The following is a 16,273-nucleotide window of genomic DNA, read 5'->3' on the forward strand; positions in this document are numbered from 1 at the left end:
ACCTTTTTTTTGTTATGCGTTTACTTGGAGGCGTTGTAGTTACTCAAGAATTCTTTTACTTTTGCAGGATCAGCTTTCAATTCATTCCCGGTCTGAACGAGCGGGCTTACTGTAGAGTATGCTTTGAGTTTGTTGTTCTTGTAGAAGCTCAAAATCTCATCCTGATTAATGGAGTACAGCACGGCTTTTCTCAGGTCACTGCTCTTGGCAACTTCACGATTGGCCGTATTAAACAACAGATAGGAGACAGCGTTACTTGGCAGACTTTGCAGTTTCAGTTTGCTGTCATTTTCGATGATGTCATACTTGGTTTCAGGTACACCGTAGTATAAGTGAATTTCACTGCTGCGAAGAGCAGAGAGGGCGCTGTCTGCATCCGCGATGAATCGGACGTTAACCTGAGCAATTTTTGGCTCATCTTTCGTGCCTTTAAGGTAGGCCGGATTTTTTAAGAATACACCTTCATAGTCATTTTTATAAGACAAAATATAAGGTCCGCTAGTATAAAGGGTGTTATTGTATGCTGCGCCTTCAGTCACCGTGTTCTGATCACCGTAAGGAATATCTTTGTTGACGTCAAAGGAAGCTACATCATATGTGTTGATGCTCTCCACCTGTTTTTTGGACACGATACCCGCAGATTGGTGAGCCAGATAGTTCAGTACTTGCGGGAAAGGTTCAGTTGTGGTCAGTTTAACGACCTGATATTTACCTGCGCTATTATCTGCTTTGGTTTTGTCCGTCACGAGTTCTGTAATTTTGCTGCCCAATCCTTGTTCCAATGCTTCGAGGATTGTGCCGTTACCGCTGGATTGTTTGATGGATTGCAATGCACTCAGATCCGTTACAACTTCAGCTTCTTTGATGTGTTCATGCAGACTGTACGTCCGGTGATCCGGAACGGAATCTTTATTTTTAGCACGATCCAGGGAGAAGATCACATCATCTGCACCGACACGTTCTCCTGTATCTACGGCTTTTTTGTTATCAATCTTCGCAAAGTTGATATCGTCTCTGAGAATGAAGTAGTAGTCCGAATTACCTTCAGCAATACTAAAGTTATGGGACAGTGATCCATCTGCTGTCAGCTGATCGTCATCCGTCAAGTTAACGAGACGTACATACATATTGGTGTTCAACTGGTTGATGGAGCCGTCGTTTCCTTTGATTGGATCAAGGGAAGTCAGTACGGATGCACTTTGCGTCAGAATCAACGGATCTTTGGCATTTTTGGAGCTGTCCTTGAACTCAATCGGTTCCCAAGCCATGGCGCGGGATTTGGAGAGACGAACGGTGTCGACATTCAGAATGTCTTGGTTCACAGCCTGACTTTTCAGGGAAATGTACAAAGGAGCGATATACGCCTGATCCGTTACCAAGCGATCTTCCAATTGTTTGTACGTGTCTTTGTACTCATCCGGAGTTTGAGTAGCTGCCTGATCGATGAGTTTATCAAGTTCCCCATCCGCAAGGATACTGTAATCTCCACCTGTTTTGAAAAGGGAACGCACCGCATAATCGGGATTTCCCGTTACCGTTGTCCAGCTGGACAAGGCAATGTCATAATTCCCTGCATCCTGCTGGGATTTGAAGCTACCGTAATCCGGCTGCAGGTTCAGCTTCACATTGAAGCCGTTTTTAGTCAGCTGGTCGCGGACAATGTTTACATCATTTTCGGAAGAACTCATGGCGAGCAGTTCAATGTCTGCCGGTTTTTGTGCAGTTTCAGTTGTGTCCGCTGGTGCGGTCTCCGCCTGGGATTCAGTTTTCGTTTTTACACTGCAGCCGGAAATCACAATGACGAGAATTAATAGTAATGAGATCAGTGTACGTTTTTTCATGGGATTACCCTCCATATCTTGAATGTGTGATGTGTGATTTCTTTTTTCTATATCATTCATTTCAACGACGAATCAGTTATGCCTTTTCCAGCTTGGGATCAAGCGCATCACGCAGACCGTCACCGAGAAAGTTAAACGAAAGAACCAGCAGAATAATAGCCAAGCCTGGATAAATCGCCAGATAAGAGTGGGTCTCCAGGTATGTACTGCCGAGCTTCAGAATGTTACCCCATTCCGGAATATGCGGCTCCACGCCGAGTCCCAGATAACTTAAACTGCTGGTAGCAATAACAGCTCCACCAATCGTGAGTGTGGACTTGATAATCATGGGCGCAAGGGAGTTGGGAATAATGTGTTTGAAAATAATCGTACGATTGTTGTACCCCAGTGCACGTGCAGCTTCCACAAATTCAAAAGTAGACACATAGAGCACACTGGCTCTCATGGTACGGGCGTAAGTTGGAATCGAACCCAGACTCAGCGCCAGAATGAGATTGACCGTATTGGCTCCAAACGCCGCAATAATAGCAATGGCGAGCAGAATTCCCGGAATCGCATAGAGAATATCCAGCAGCCGCATGATGATGTTATCCGTATGCCTTCCGTAGAAACCGGAGAATGCTCCGAGGACTCCACCGATCAACACAGGAATGATGGTCGACATGCAACCTACGATCAAGGAGATCCGGGCACCAAATACAATCCGGGAAAATAAACATCGTCCGAAGTCGTCCGTTCCCAACGGATACGCAAGGGAAGGGGGTTGAAGCAGAGCGGAGTAGTTGTTTTCCACAGCCATGCTGTAATCAAAAGTAAAGAAGCTGCAAATCGATATCGAGAACAGAAAAATGATAAAAAACAAACCGGACATGGCAGTCATATTTGGAGCAAGTCGCTCCCACAGATCATTCCAGAAGTTTGATTTTTGTTTCCCCTGTCTGCGAATTCGTCCAATAATGGAAATGCCGAGTAATAGGGCAAATACATTACCTGTGATTGAGGTCAGAATCAGTACTACACTGACACCGATCATCCAGCGAGGGAGGATAGAGGTCGCGTTATATCGGGATACGATAATCAGTACGACCAGGTCGATGACCAGAATAAATATGAGCACCGCCATAGCTGGCAGAAAGTTGTCAGCCACATAGGGTTTGAAAACATTTAACGCAGATACACCGATGACGAACAGCTGGGTTAACAGCATATATACCGCAAAGGTGTACTCCACATTCCTGGCTTTTCGAATCAGATGAAAGGCTGCCGTTACGATAAATATGTTGCCAGAAATGATGGCAAGTAGCTGAACCCAGGCTAACCTGCGGGTCAAAGTAGAGATCGTACCTGTACGGATCAAGTCTTTTCGAATCCGAAGGGTGATGACACTTTGGACCAGTGTGAAGAATACATAGATCCCAAGTATCGTTAGCAGAAATGGTTTGAACGTCTGCCCACTCCAGTCATAACTGTTGAACAGCAACAAGGCAGTCAAGAGAAGGGACGTGATCCAGGCGAAGCTTGCCTGACTGTATTCTCGAGAAGACTTAAGCCGGAAACGCATTTCTTGTGTTAAGGACGAGTTTGTCATAATACACCTGCTTTAAGAGGTAGTTCAACACACACTTTAATATTGTTTCATCTTGGAGCGCACTCTTGGATCAATAAAAGCGTACAGCAGATCAACCGCTACATTGATAATGGAGATCGTAATTGCTGTGTAGATTACTCCGCCCATGATACTCGGAATATCGGGGATGAATTGTTTATCCACAATATAGCTGCCGAGACCGCTGATATTAAACACTTTCTCCGTCACTGCTGCCCCGCCAAGCATGGCTCCGAATTGAAGTCCAACCACAGTTACGATTGGAATCAATGCATTACGTACAGCGTGTTTCAGCATGACCTGACGTTCGCTTAACCCCTTGGCGCGGGCGGTCATCACATAATCCTCATGAATGACTTCCAGTGTAGAAGACCGGGTCATCCGTGCCACCGCAGCCGTAAGTCCTGTGCCCAGCACAATGATTGGCATAATGATCGACAGCCAGTTCTGCGGGTTGAAGGTGGCGGGAAGCCACTGTAATTTGATCGAAAAGTTCAGAATGAAAATAAGTCCTTGCCAGAAATTCGGGATCGATAATCCAATCAGAGCGATGAACATAAACGTATAATCGAACCATGAATTAGGCTTAATCGCTGAGATGATACCGATGGGCAATGCGATGACGAGTGCTAGCAGCAGGGAGATGACCGCCAGCGTCAATGTAATTGGAAACTTTCTTGCAATCGTTGCTGTTACGTCTTCATTTCCTGCAAAAGACTTGCCAAGATCGAAGAGAGCAACTCCCTTAATATTGTTCCAGAGCTGTGTAAGATAAGGCTGATCCAAGCCATACACCTGATTGAATGCTGCAATCTGTTCCTGCGTTGCTGTCTCTCCGAGAATGTTAGCTGCCGGGTTGAACGGAGACAGATACAAAATCGTAAATACGAGTGTGGCTACGCCCAGAATGACAAATACCGTCATCAGTATTCTTTCAAATATGTACTTTAGATAAGGATTTCCATACAAAAAGAGGATGCCATACATCAGACAGCCAGGAATAATGGATATCGCTAAAAACCACGGTTTGTCGATAAGGGTGTGGAATGTATCGGCCATCGTAAGACGTTGACTTCCCTGTTCCTGAAGTATGCGAGAAGTCCGCTCCTTCAACTCTTTCTGAACCGTTTCTTCCAACCATTCCTCGGTCTGACGTCTGAATTCTTCCTCACTGACCTGCTGCTGGAAAAAACGATGTTTGCGTCGTAGCTGTTCTTCGACTTCCAACTTCATCTTGTTCCGATAGGAAGAAGCGAGCAGTTCTTGCTCAGCCGTCTGCCTGGCGGCTACCCAGCCGTCATTTTTTCGATTCGAACGCCATATTAGAAACACGACCAGATTGATCGGTAATCCAAGAATGAACAGAACATATCGGTAGGAAGGATGAAGCAGCATTTTGCCATAAATAAAACTTAAATTGTGCACCAACCGCGTGAGTCTGCTGCCTTCTGCAAGATTCAAACCAAGCGTGCCTCCTTTCATTCAGGTTTAAATTGCATTATTCCGATTGATATAGTATATATTATTTAGGGTCTAAACAATTGTCAAGGAATTAAATGGTATACATATGAGATGAGTAAATGGGAAAAACGGATGAGAGCTGGTGATGATATGGAACCTTTATTGAAAGTTAATGATCTATCGGTCTCTTTTCATTCTGGAGAGAGTGAGTTTCAGGCAGTGCGAGGAGTGAGTTTTGAAGTGCGCAAAGGCGAGACGCTGGGCATTGTAGGCGAATCGGGCAGCGGAAAAAGTGTAACAGCACGTTCCATTATGAGGCTGCTTGCATCGCCGCCTTCACAGATGAAAAATGGAGAGATTCTGTTCAAAGGGGTCGATCTGGCGAATAAAACGCAGAAAGAGATGGAGAGCATCCGTGGGCGTGATATTGGTATGATCTTTCAGGACCCGATGAGTTCTCTTAATCCGACCATTAAAGTAGGGAAACAGATCTCCGAAAGTTTGATCAAACATCAGAAGGTGTCCAAAAGGGAAGCCAAGAAACAGGCAATTGCCATGATGGAGCGGGTGGGGATAACTCGTAGTGAAATACGCTACAACCAATATCCACACGAATTCTCCGGAGGCATGCGTCAGCGGGTCATGATCGGTATTGCACTTGCTTGTCGTCCTGAATTGCTCATTGCCGATGAGCCGACAACCGCACTTGACGTTACGATTCAGGCACAAATTCTTAATTTGATGAAAGATATGCAGGACCAACTGGGCACATCGATTATCCTGATCACGCATGATTTGGGCGTAGTAGCAGGCATGTGTGATCGGGTAGTTGTTATGAAAGAAGGACAGATTGTGGAAACCGGGACAACAACAGAGATTTTTGCTAATCCCAAACACCCGTATACGATTAGACTTCTGAATGCATTACCACGTCTGGATCAGAAGAAAAAGCCCAAACCGGTATCGTTGGTCCCGAGAGATCTGGAGGATGATCAGCCATTGCTTGAGGTGAAATCACTCAGACAACATTTTAATCTGGGGAAAGGCAATACCTTAAAGGCTGTTAATGATATCAGTTTTCATATTCGTCAAGGAGAGACGCTTGGCGTTGTAGGGGAATCCGGTAGCGGAAAATCAACCACGGGGCGAGCCATTCTGCGGTTGCATGAGCCAACAGGTGGAGATGTACTGTTTAAAGGAGTTCCGCTCAATCGCTTGTCAGCTTCTGAGATGAAAACGATGCGCAGACATATGCAGATTATTTTCCAGGACCCTTATGCATCTCTGAATCCCAAAATGAGGATTATGGATATCATTGGAGAAGCCCTTGATATTCATCAACTTGCAGGTACAGCATCTCAGCGGGAGAAGCGGGTAGAGGAACTACTGGAGATGGTGGGTCTTGATCCTACCCATGCGCAGCGTTATCCACATGAATTCTCGGGTGGACAGAGACAGCGGATCGGTATTGCACGAGCTCTGGCTGTGGAACCTGAATTCATCGTATGTGATGAGCCGTTGTCTGCACTGGATGTGTCGATACAGGCTCAAATCGTACAATTGCTTGAAGAGTTGCAGCAGCGACTCGGATTGACGTATCTCTTCATCGCGCATGACTTGTCCATGGTTAAACATATCAGTGACCGAGTGGCTGTGATGTATAATGGGAAAATTGTGGAGCTGGCCGAGAGTGAAGAACTCTATTCCAACCCGCAACATGCCTACACCAAGGCTTTGCTATCTGCTATTCCCGTGCCTGATCCGGCGGTAGAAGCGAAGAAAAAGAGACATGTTGTGAAAGAAACAACAAGAGAGAATGTTGAAGTAGAGGACCGTTATAATCTCAAACATTCCAAGTGGGTAGAAGTCACGGAAGGGCACTGGGTAGCCATATCTAGTTAGATAGTGCAACATATAGTCTTTTTCAACGAAAAAAGAACCCCGACAATGATCTCCATAGATCGTTATCGGGGTTGTGTTATATGTGCTTCGTATAAGGGCAGTAATCAAAAGCGATTATTTGAATTGAACCGATTTCTTGATGGTATCAATCTCGGCTTTGGTCTTATCATCCACGTAAGTGAATATGAAGTTGAAAGCATATCCTTCAATAATTGTACTATAGTAATCTTGAGTAACGGTTGAACCGTCACCTGGATCCATCGTGATTTGCATCAGATCCATCTCTTTACCACCGATGGTTTCCGTTGTCATTTCCTTATAATCGTAAGGGAACTGGCTATCCACCATGAATTTTTTGGTTGCTTCCAGGTAGTCTTTACCTGTACGAATGCCTTGCAACAAGCTTACTTTCTCAGCAATGGCCATAGCGGAAGGGCCAACTTGACCGCCGTCCAATGGGTACTTTGAAGCCATAAGCAGATTCAATGTTTTGGTCTGAGACAGTTCAATTTGTTTTTTCTTCGTTTCATCATCACCAGCAATCGCTTCGGATGAAGCACTTGTCAGCTCATTCATGCCTGCAGCATCCTGGAACTCCCATGCTTCCGGGAATTTCAGAGATACGCCAAAATAGTCATTGGTGTAAGAACCTTTTTCCGTAGTCCCCAGCTCAACGTCTTGGGAATTATCAGTTTCTTTGGACTCTTCGCTTGCTGGTTCTGTGTTCTCTGTTTCTTCTGTAGTCGCTGTATCAGAATCAGTACCAGTCGTTGTTTCTGTCGGGGTAGTCTCTTCTGTTTCGGCTGTGTTATCTGCTTTGTCACCGCAAGCGGCTGCAACCAGCATAATCATAATGAGCATGGCGAATAAAGAAGCTTTTTTTGGAATTGTCATATTACCCTCCTGAAATGTGTGTGTGTTTGTTTCTCTCTCTACATGTTGCCTGCTTCCTAAATTGTAGCACAAACGTTCTCATATACTACCTATAGGAATCTATAGGGGTCTTCTATACATAAGACATTCGGCTGGCAATTGAAACAGCTTCTGTGCTGGATTGCACACCTAATTTGTTAAAAATCACTTTTTTGTGATGATTCACGGTGCATTCCTTGATCTTTAATTTCAAAGCAATGGCTTTTACCGTGAGGCCTCCGGCTATCATCTCCAGAATGGTTAACTGACGCTCGGTGAACTCCACCGCCGGTTTGTCGCACGCTTCAGCAGTCTGTTGACTCTGATAACAGTTCTGCATGTACGCTGGAATTAGCTTGGCAATGGCAATCAGTTCACCTTGCATATCTGCATTAATGGTGGACACATCCAGATAACCGACATGTTGGGATCCCATGAACAGAGGTGCGGCGTAACAATGCCAGCTTTGAAAATAAGGACTTTCATGCTGCTTGGGCAGCAGCACTACAGGCTCGTTGCTGTCCATCGTTACAGATATGGCGTTAACTCCACAGCTCTGTGCAGTGAAGAACATGCCCGGACGAATGGGGGAATGTTCTACTACAGCTTTAAGATCTGAACTGTAATTCATCGAGAGGAGCACACCGTTGCTATCTGCGAGTAAAAAAAGATAAGTGCCCGTTAAATTCTCTTGGATAACCGAGATACTGTTCTGGAATGCATGAATCAGGAAATGATTGATTTTACGAAGCCTGTCCAGACTGGATTCTGGTAAATAGTCGAACGGAGCCGTTCCTGCTGCATGCGAGCAATTCGGAGACTCTTCGTGTCGTGAGGCAAATGTAATGGCAGGCATGTTGTTTCCTCCTTGCTGCACAGTTCTCATCCAATCGTTTGAATGACGTGTCCTTCCTGGTCCTTGATTTCTGTTCTAACAATCTGAACGATAATATGATCCAATGAAGTTATCTCAAATGTCCCTTCAAACGGGCGAAGGTTCTCTGCCAGCTCATCAACAATTTGTTTGTTCACCGTCAGGGTAACTTGTCTGTCTGATTCCAATACGGCTGGCTGTTCTCCTGCTTCGAACAGAATATTAGTATCCGGTCCGATCAAGGATAGAGAGGCACCTTTCGAAATTCGGCTACGAAGGATGGTGCCAACTAATACGGCTTGTTTGGCTCCAAGCTGGAGTTTAGCCGGAACCGATTTTTGCAGCAATTTTTTGCGAGGAGATTCCCAAGCCAGTTGTTGTATGAATAAAAACGCTGTGCTGGACCCGTCCTGTTCTATTCCATGCTCAACCGCTTGTATAACCGAAGGGATATCTGCGTACGAATTTCTCATCAGATCCGTCACATATTTGGGCATGAACATGGAGGAGGCAGACAGGAATCCACGAGCATTCCAGCTTTGAATCATTTCCAGTTCCCGACCTGTAATGCCAACCATCTGAATAAATTGCACTGAACCATTAGGCGTAGAGATCGCGGGTAGATCCGGGTCTTCAATAAACGAGAGAGCTGTCAGCAAAGTATCGGATTCCAGACAGATGGGGCCATTGGCGTCCATGTAATCTCCTGGCTGAAAGATATTTCCGCTGTTGAACACGTAACGTCCTACATTCTGTAGCAGATTCAGCGCCCAGGCTGGCGGATCAGTCTCTGCTTCACTGCGTGTAAGACGAAAGGTGATTTCAAATCCATACCCGCTTTTGGATGCATCATGCATCTCTTTTTCATATAATTCTGAGAAACCGTAGGTAACAAAATGCCAGTGAGGCATAGGTGTGTTCACCTCATAAACGCTAATGCCATCGAGTGGATCGGGACCTCCAAGAATATATGGAAGGGCAGTGCCGTAGTGTTTTGGCTCTTGTTCCCCATACAATTCACGCATGGATTGATCAATCGCATCCCAACCGGATGTGTTTTCTTCCTGAGTCATTATTGAATCCTCCTTGACTGTTCTTTCCCCCGAAAAACATTTAAAATTAAGTCTACCTGTTACAGAAACGGATTCAAGCGGCTTAAGGATGAATTGTGTCAGATAGGACTTGGGTGTTATTAATTGCAATTCAGGGAGTGAAATTACATGAGTATGAAAGGTATCTATTTAAAGGAGTTTAATCATACAAGCTGGGACTCATTTTCCGAAGGGTTTGAAGAACTTGGACAAAAGTTGGACCCCGCGTGGGTAGAACATGCGCGATTACAAGGGATTCCGGCAGATATAAGTCGGGTGCTTTTGTGTGAAATGGGGGAGTACGCTTTTGAATGGATGGCGAAAGATATCCCGGCTTTAGGGGACCAAAGTCCCGCTGTTTACCTGGAAACGGAGGAAGGAGCGCAGGCATTAAGGGCGGCCATTATGCGTATGCCACGTTAATTTTTTCGATGGTGAGAGTGTGCGAACGATCAGTTGATCCAGTGAAGTTGATTTTGCAAAATAGATATGTTACGCTTACATTACAAGAGCAAACACAACAGAATATGCAATAACATCTTTTGATGGATTGTAACTGTGAAGACAGGCAAAACCTAAACTGATGGTGAAATGAAAGCTCCTTTTTTTGGTGCTATTTTACCTTGAGTTTAGGTTTTTCTTGTTTTCTGCTCTAAATTACAGTTTTTTACCTGGAAAAACCAAAATAAATTTCGAAAAGAGGTTGTTGTTCATGACCACGGCAAAAAAAGGATTCCCCGAAAACTTCCTATGGGGCGGCGCTACAGCTGCCAATCAATTGGAGGGTGCATTCGATAAGGACGGCAAAGGCCTCTCCACAGCGGACATGATCGCTCATGTTCCCAAAGAGAAGCGGACAGGCGGACATGCTATGGAAATTTCCTCTTCCCGAATCGAAGAGATCCTCTCCGGCAAATTTGAAGAACGTTTCCCGAAACGTTTTGGTATCGATTTCTACCATCACTTTAGAGAAGATATTGCATTGTTCGCTGAAATGGGCTTCAAAGTATTCCGTTTGTCCATTCACTGGGCACGTATTTTCCCGAACGGTTATGATCAAGAGCCGAATGAAGCAGGCTTGAAATTCTATGATGAAGTATTTGACGAATTGTTGAAATATGGCATCGAGCCGCTCGTTACATTGTCTCACTATGAGACACCGCTTGGCTTGACGCAAAAATATAACGGCTGGGCTGGCCGTGAAGTAATCCAGCACTATGTTCGGTATGCAGAAACGGTGTTCAACCGTTATAAAAATAAAGTGAAATACTGGCTGACGTTTAATGAAATTAACGTAATGCTGTTCAGCCCATACACTGGCGGCGGCATTCTGATCGATAAAGTGGACAACAAACTGCAAACCACTTATCAAGCGCTGCATCACCAATTTGTAGCAAGTGCATTGGTAACGAAGCTTGCTCACGAGATTATGCCTGGTTCCCAAGTGGGTTGTATGCTTGCTCGTATGGAGACTTATGCAGCAACATGTAATCCGGTAGATGTTCGTCTGGCTCAACACGAGAATCAGATTAACCTCTTCTTCACGGACATGCATGCTCGTGGTAAATACCCGAACTACATGGCTCGTTATTTTGAAGAAAACGACATCGTGATCCAAAAAGAAGCAGGCGATGACGAGATCTTGCTGAACAATACCGTTGATTTCATCTCCTTCAGCTACTATATGTCCGTAACCAAATCTGCATCTGCAGACAAGGAAGAAACATCGGGTAACCTGACTGGCGGCGTGAAAAACCCTTATCTGGAAGCATCCGACTGGGGCTGGGAGATCGATCCGATCGGTCTGCGCGTAACCTTGAACAACTTCTGGGATCGTTACCAGAAACCATTGTTCATCGTAGAAAATGGTCTGGGTGCATATGACCGTGTTGAAGAAGACGGTTCGATCCATGACTCCTATCGTGTGGATTACCTGAAAAAACACATTGAACAAATGAAAGAAGCCATCAAAGATGGCGTCGATCTGATTGGATTTACAGCATGGGGCCCGATTGACCTTGTGAGCATGTCCACTTCCGAAATGTCCAAACGTTATGGTTTCATCTACGTGGATCTGGATGACGAAGGTAACGGAACACTCAAACGTTCCAAAAAGGATTCATTCGACTGGTACAAAAACGTAATCTCCAGTAATGGTGAGCAACTGTAGTTCTCACGTTTTCTGAGCGGGCAAACCTGATATAACAGTTAGTGTTTAATGGAATTTAATGTTCCTGAGGGCCTGCTGATTAGCGTTTGTCCGCTTTTTTTATGTGCTGCAAACATTACATATGGAGGGATATCTTTTGAAAAGATGGAGTATGAACACAAAAAGTATCGGATGGATGCTTGCCCTGACATTAAGTCTGAGTGTGATCTGGCCAGCAACCGTTGGTGCGGAAAGCACCCAGGTTACTCCAATCCAGGCCAATACCTATGTTGGTGATCCTGGAGAGATGGTAGAGTCCTTTGACATTACTGTAGCAAATCCGGAGAAATATCAGAATCTGAAAGCTTCAGACTTCGAAATTACTGGCAATTATGATGGCTATCCTTTAAATGAAGCGGAAGAGATCATACAAAATGAGTATGAAGATGACGGAATAAAATTGACAATTACGGATCATACCATCCATATGGCGGTAAAGCCGTTTAAATATCCTGGAGGTATGATTTCAAAATTTAAGGTAACGAACAAAACGTATCCAGAGCTATCTTTTGATGAGACCAATGTGGATAAGGTTGTTACCCGAACCGTCGATGATTTTGAAAAAGGTACGTACACGGGCAGCAACGGTGAAGCGTTGTCTTACCGTCTGAAGCGTAGTCCTTCCACCAACGCACAACCGCTTGTCGTATGGCTTCATGGCGGGGGAGAAGTAGGTACGGATGGTAGAAGTCATCTTACGGCTAATCGTGGAGCAGTAGTCTGGACGGAATCGGGGTATGATACTTCCGTACTGGCCGTACAGTATCCTGAGAATTACAGCTTCAAAATCTATGATAACCCGGAGCAACTGGCCCAGATGCAGGCGTACTTCGTGGCGCAGTATGAGTTGATTCAGAAGCTGGTTGCTGAAGGTGAAGTTGATCCGAATCGGATCTATCTGTCTGGTGTTTCCAGTGGCGGTGGTGGTGCCTTCCGTTTCTTGACACAATATCCCGATCTGTTTGCTGGAGCGATTATTGTAGCGGCCAAGGATACGGTAGCGGATTACACCGGATCTGTAGAAGCATTCAAAAAAGAACTGAAAGATATTGTGGATGTCCCAGTATGGATTATGCATGCCAAAAATGATCCAACCACTGACAGCCGGACAAGCTCTTTGGCTTATCAGGCTTTGACTGAGCTTGGAGCCAAGCATGTCAATATGACGCTGTATGACGATGCATACATGGATAGCCAAAGACTGTACGGTGGCATGAAGCATTGGTCATGGGTACCGGCTTTTGACAACAAAGAAGTACTTGCCGACCTGTTCCAACTAAGCAAAGGGACTTCAGGGGAACAGGATGGAGGTAACATAGAGCATGGAACAAAACCAACTGAGCCTGTGACAAGAGCGCAGATCGCCCTCGTGCTTGCCGACAAGTTAAATCTTCCTGAAGTATCCGAATCTGCTTACCCGTACACAGATTCTGCTCCTGAATGGGCTCGTCAGGCCATTGCAACAGTGACCAAGGCAGGATTGATGAAAGGTGTCAGCAATCAGATATTTGCCTCGGGAGAGGAAGTAACACGTGCACAGATGGCAGTGATCGTAGACCATATTTTGACGAGTCGCGGCTGGAATGATGCAGACGAGTCAACTGTAGTATTGTTCAAGGATTTGAATGATAAGCATTGGGCTTATGAAGCCGTTCAAAATAGTGCCAAAGCCGGTATTATGTCCGGTATGTCCAAAGATCAATTTGATTCATCGAAGTCGGTTACAGGTGCTCAGCTGGAGCTGATTCTGCAACGATTGGAACAATTGCCAACAAACTAAGTTCAATAACCAACTTAATAATGATAAATAATGAGAGGAATGATTGATATGACTACACCATTTCCGAAAGACTTCCTATGGGGCGGCGCTGTAGCAGCCAACCAACTTGAAGGAGCTTATAATACAGATGGTAAAGGTCTTTCTGTTCAAGATGTAATGCCACACGGGATTACAACGCCTAGAACGGAAGCACCTACAGAAGATAACCTGAAACTGATCGGTATCGATTTCTACAACCGCTACAAAGAGGATGTTAAACTGTTTGCTGAAATGGGCTTCAAAGTGTTCCGTACATCCATCGCTTGGTCCCGTATCTTCCCTAAAGGTGATGAATTGGAACCAAATGAGAAAGGTCTCCAATTCTATGATGACCTGTTCGATGAGTGTCACAAATACGGGATTGAACCACTCGTAACGATCTCTCACTATGAGACACCGTTGCATCTGTCCAAAACGTATGATGGCTGGGTTAACCGTAAAATGATCGATTTCTACGAGCGTTATGTAACAGTGCTGTTCAACCGTTTCAAAGGCAAAGTTAAATACTGGCTGACATTCAATGAAATCAACTCCATCCTGGAGGAACCATTCATGAGTGGCGGCATCTATACGCCAAAAGCTGAACTGTCCAAACAGGATCTGTACCAAGCGATCCATCATGAATTGGTAGCCAGTGCGTTAGCTGTGAAACTGGGTCATGAAATTATGCCTGAAGCCAAAATCGGCTGTATGGTACTGAGCATGCCTACGTATCCGTTGACTCCAAACCCGGATGATGTGGTTGCAGCGATGCATGCGGAACAGCGCAATGATATCTTTGCTGATATCCATGCACGTGGTTATTATCCGAAATACATTAATCGTTATTTCAAAGCGAATAATATCAATATTAAGTTTGAAGATGGCGATGCTGAAATTCTGAAGCATACCGTAGACTTTATCTCGTTCAGTTATTATGTAAGTATCTGTGAGACTGGTGATCCCGAGAAACGTATCGAAGGCAAAGGAAACCTGTTCGCAGGTGTGCAAAACCCTTATCTGAAAGCGAGTGAGTGGGGCTGGCAGATCGATCCGCAAGGACTGCGCGTAACCTTGAACAAATACTGGGACCGTTATCAAAAACCATTGTTTATTGTCGAAAATGGTCTGGGCGCAGTCGATGAGCTGATTACGGACGAAAATGGCAATAAAACGGTGAACGATGATTACCGTATTCAATACTTGAATGACCATCTGGTACAGGTGGGCGAAGCTCTTGAGGATGGCGTAGAAGTGATGGGTTATACGTCATGGGGCTGTATTGACCTGGTAAGTGCTTCAACAGCAGAGATGAAGAAACGTTATGGTTTCATCTATGTTGACCGCAACAATGACGGTTCAGGAACATTGGATCGTTACAAGAAAAAATCATTCCATTGGTACAAGGAAGTTATTAGTACAAATGGCGCAAGTCTTAAGAACAACAACGAGTAAATACTAGTTCTATAAGCATAGTTGTGCAAGCACCTTCTGATGTCACATTAACGCACATTAACCGCTTTCACAAAAACATTGTCATATGGATAATTATATGGTAAGATGGGCCTAAGGCTAATGAATACTGGATTGTTACTGTTCAATCAGGCAAAACCAGAAGCGGGGCATATTTCGTGACCTGCTTTGGTTTTGCCTTTTACTACTTTGACGGTGCAAGGTGATGTGAAGAAATGAAAATTGAGAAGGTGCTGAACAACAACGTAGTTACCGTAATTGATCCGGGAGGAAACGAACTGGTCGTTATGGGACGTGGAATTGCCTTCAAAAAGCATACTGGTGAATCGATTGACGAGAGTCTCGTCGAAAAAATATTCTCGCTTGAAAGTAAGGAAGTATCACAGAAACTTAAAACACTTCTGTCTGATATCCCGGTTGAATATGTCGAGTGCTCGGATGAGATTATCCGTTATGCCGAGACGGTGTTAGGTGAGAAGCTGCATGAAAGCATCTACATTTCACTGACGGATCATATTCATTTTGCCATTGATCGACATCGTCAAGGATTGCAGATCCGTAACGCATTGTTCTGGGAGATCAAGCGCATGTACCGGAAGGAATATGCCATTGGACTCAAGGCGCTACAGATTATCGAGGAAACATTAGGTGTCCTGCTACCCGAAGACGAATGCGCATTCATTGCAATGCATCTGGTTAATGCCCAGATGAACGGTGAGATGAGGGAAACGATCAGTATTACGAACATCGTTAAGGACATACTTAACATCGTAAGACGTAGCTTTGTGATTGAACTTGATGAAGATTCATTGAGTTATTATCGATTTTTAACTCATCTGAAGTTCTTTGCCCAACGTGTGTTGCAAGGAACGGCGATTGAAGATAAAGAAGTAGATAATCCGCTTCATGACTTGGTGAGCAAGCAGTATCCGGAAGCACATGCATGTGCAGTAAGGATCAGTGACTATACGCGTAAGATCTATAATCGGGTGTTGTCCAAGGAAGAAATACTGTATCTGACCATTCATATTGAACGAATTGTCAGAAATGAACAAACAATTGAATAAAGTTGGGATTGTTACTGCTAAAAAGGCAAAACCTAAACG

12 protein-coding genes are annotated in these 16,273 nt (G+C 44.7%); 6 read left to right on the top strand and 6 right to left on the bottom strand.

Annotated elements, in window-relative coordinates:
- Nucleotides 1–20: 20 nt before the first annotated feature.
- The 3 genes from PAEAM_RS23785 to PAEAM_RS23795 all read right to left on the bottom strand — a co-directional run bounded on the left by PAEAM_RS23785 (nt 21) and on the right by PAEAM_RS23795 (nt 4,908).
- The gene (locus PAEAM_RS23785; RefSeq protein ID WP_100529206.1) at nt 21–1,841 is read right to left on the bottom strand and encodes an ABC transporter substrate-binding protein; all 1,821 of its coding nucleotides are present in this window, start codon (nt 1,839–1,841) and stop codon (nt 21–23) included.
- Between the two features lie 76 nt (nt 1,842–1,917).
- Nucleotides 1,918–3,429 carry an ABC transporter permease gene (locus tag PAEAM_RS23790; protein WP_076328215.1) on the bottom strand — a complete coding sequence of 504 codons (1,512 nt, stop codon included), beginning with the start codon at nt 3,427–3,429 and terminating at the stop codon, nt 1,918–1,920.
- Between the two features lie 36 nt (nt 3,430–3,465).
- Complete coding sequence (locus PAEAM_RS23795) at nt 3,466–4,908, bottom strand: ABC transporter permease subunit (RefSeq protein WP_243391450.1); 1,443 nt, start codon at nt 4,906–4,908, stop codon at nt 3,466–3,468.
- Between the two features lie 150 nt (nt 4,909–5,058).
- Between PAEAM_RS23795 and PAEAM_RS23800 the strand changes: the two genes are divergently transcribed.
- A complete protein-coding gene (locus PAEAM_RS23800) occupies nt 5,059–6,810 on the top strand; it encodes an ABC transporter ATP-binding protein (RefSeq protein WP_243391459.1) in 1,752 nt (583 codons plus the stop codon).
- A 114-nt stretch (nt 6,811–6,924) separates the two neighbouring features.
- Here PAEAM_RS23800 and PAEAM_RS23805 read toward each other — a convergent pair whose 3' ends face one another.
- The 3 genes from PAEAM_RS23805 to PAEAM_RS23815 all read right to left on the bottom strand — a co-directional run bounded on the left by PAEAM_RS23805 (nt 6,925) and on the right by PAEAM_RS23815 (nt 9,669).
- Nucleotides 6,925–7,704, bottom strand: coding sequence for a hypothetical protein (locus PAEAM_RS23805; protein ID WP_036617351.1), 780 nt, complete (start codon nt 7,702–7,704; stop codon nt 6,925–6,927).
- Between the two features lie 112 nt (nt 7,705–7,816).
- On the bottom strand, nt 7,817–8,578 hold the full coding sequence (locus PAEAM_RS23810) for a LuxR C-terminal-related transcriptional regulator (RefSeq protein WP_100529209.1): 762 nt from the start codon (nt 8,576–8,578) through the stop codon (nt 7,817–7,819).
- A gap of 26 nt (nt 8,579–8,604) precedes the next feature.
- The gene (locus PAEAM_RS23815; RefSeq protein ID WP_100529210.1) at nt 8,605–9,669 is read right to left on the bottom strand and encodes a suppressor of fused domain protein; all 1,065 of its coding nucleotides are present in this window, start codon (nt 9,667–9,669) and stop codon (nt 8,605–8,607) included.
- 147 nt (nt 9,670–9,816) lie between these two features.
- Here PAEAM_RS23815 and PAEAM_RS23820 point away from each other — a divergent pair, with 147 nt between their 5' ends.
- From PAEAM_RS23820 to licT, 5 genes are all read left to right on the top strand, one after another.
- Nucleotides 9,817–10,110 (top strand): MbcA/ParS/Xre antitoxin family protein, encoded by a 294-nt coding sequence (locus tag PAEAM_RS23820; protein ID WP_100529211.1) that lies wholly within the window; start codon nt 9,817–9,819, stop codon nt 10,108–10,110.
- A 289-nt stretch (nt 10,111–10,399) separates the two neighbouring features.
- Entirely contained in the window at nt 10,400–11,857 is a 1,458-nt protein-coding gene (locus tag PAEAM_RS23825; protein WP_036668687.1) for a glycoside hydrolase family 1 protein, read from the top strand.
- Between the two features lie 151 nt (nt 11,858–12,008).
- On the top strand, nt 12,009–13,676 hold the full coding sequence (locus tag PAEAM_RS23830) for an S-layer homology domain-containing protein (protein WP_165790039.1): 1,668 nt from the start codon (nt 12,009–12,011) through the stop codon (nt 13,674–13,676).
- 48 nt (nt 13,677–13,724) lie between these two features.
- Nucleotides 13,725–15,149, top strand: a complete 1,425-nt coding sequence (locus tag PAEAM_RS23835) for a glycoside hydrolase family 1 protein (RefSeq protein ID WP_036617361.1) — start codon at nt 13,725–13,727, stop codon at nt 15,147–15,149.
- 233 nt (nt 15,150–15,382) lie between these two features.
- On the top strand, nt 15,383–16,234 hold the full coding sequence (gene licT / locus PAEAM_RS23840; RefSeq protein ID WP_036617363.1) for a BglG family transcription antiterminator LicT: 852 nt from the start codon (nt 15,383–15,385) through the stop codon (nt 16,232–16,234).
- Nucleotides 16,235–16,273 lie beyond the last annotated feature (39 nt).

The sequence above is a fragment of the Paenibacillus sp. GM1FR genome (assembly GCF_002803315.1).
Classification (GTDB): Bacteria; Bacillota; Bacilli; order Paenibacillales; family Paenibacillaceae; genus Paenibacillus; species Paenibacillus amylolyticus.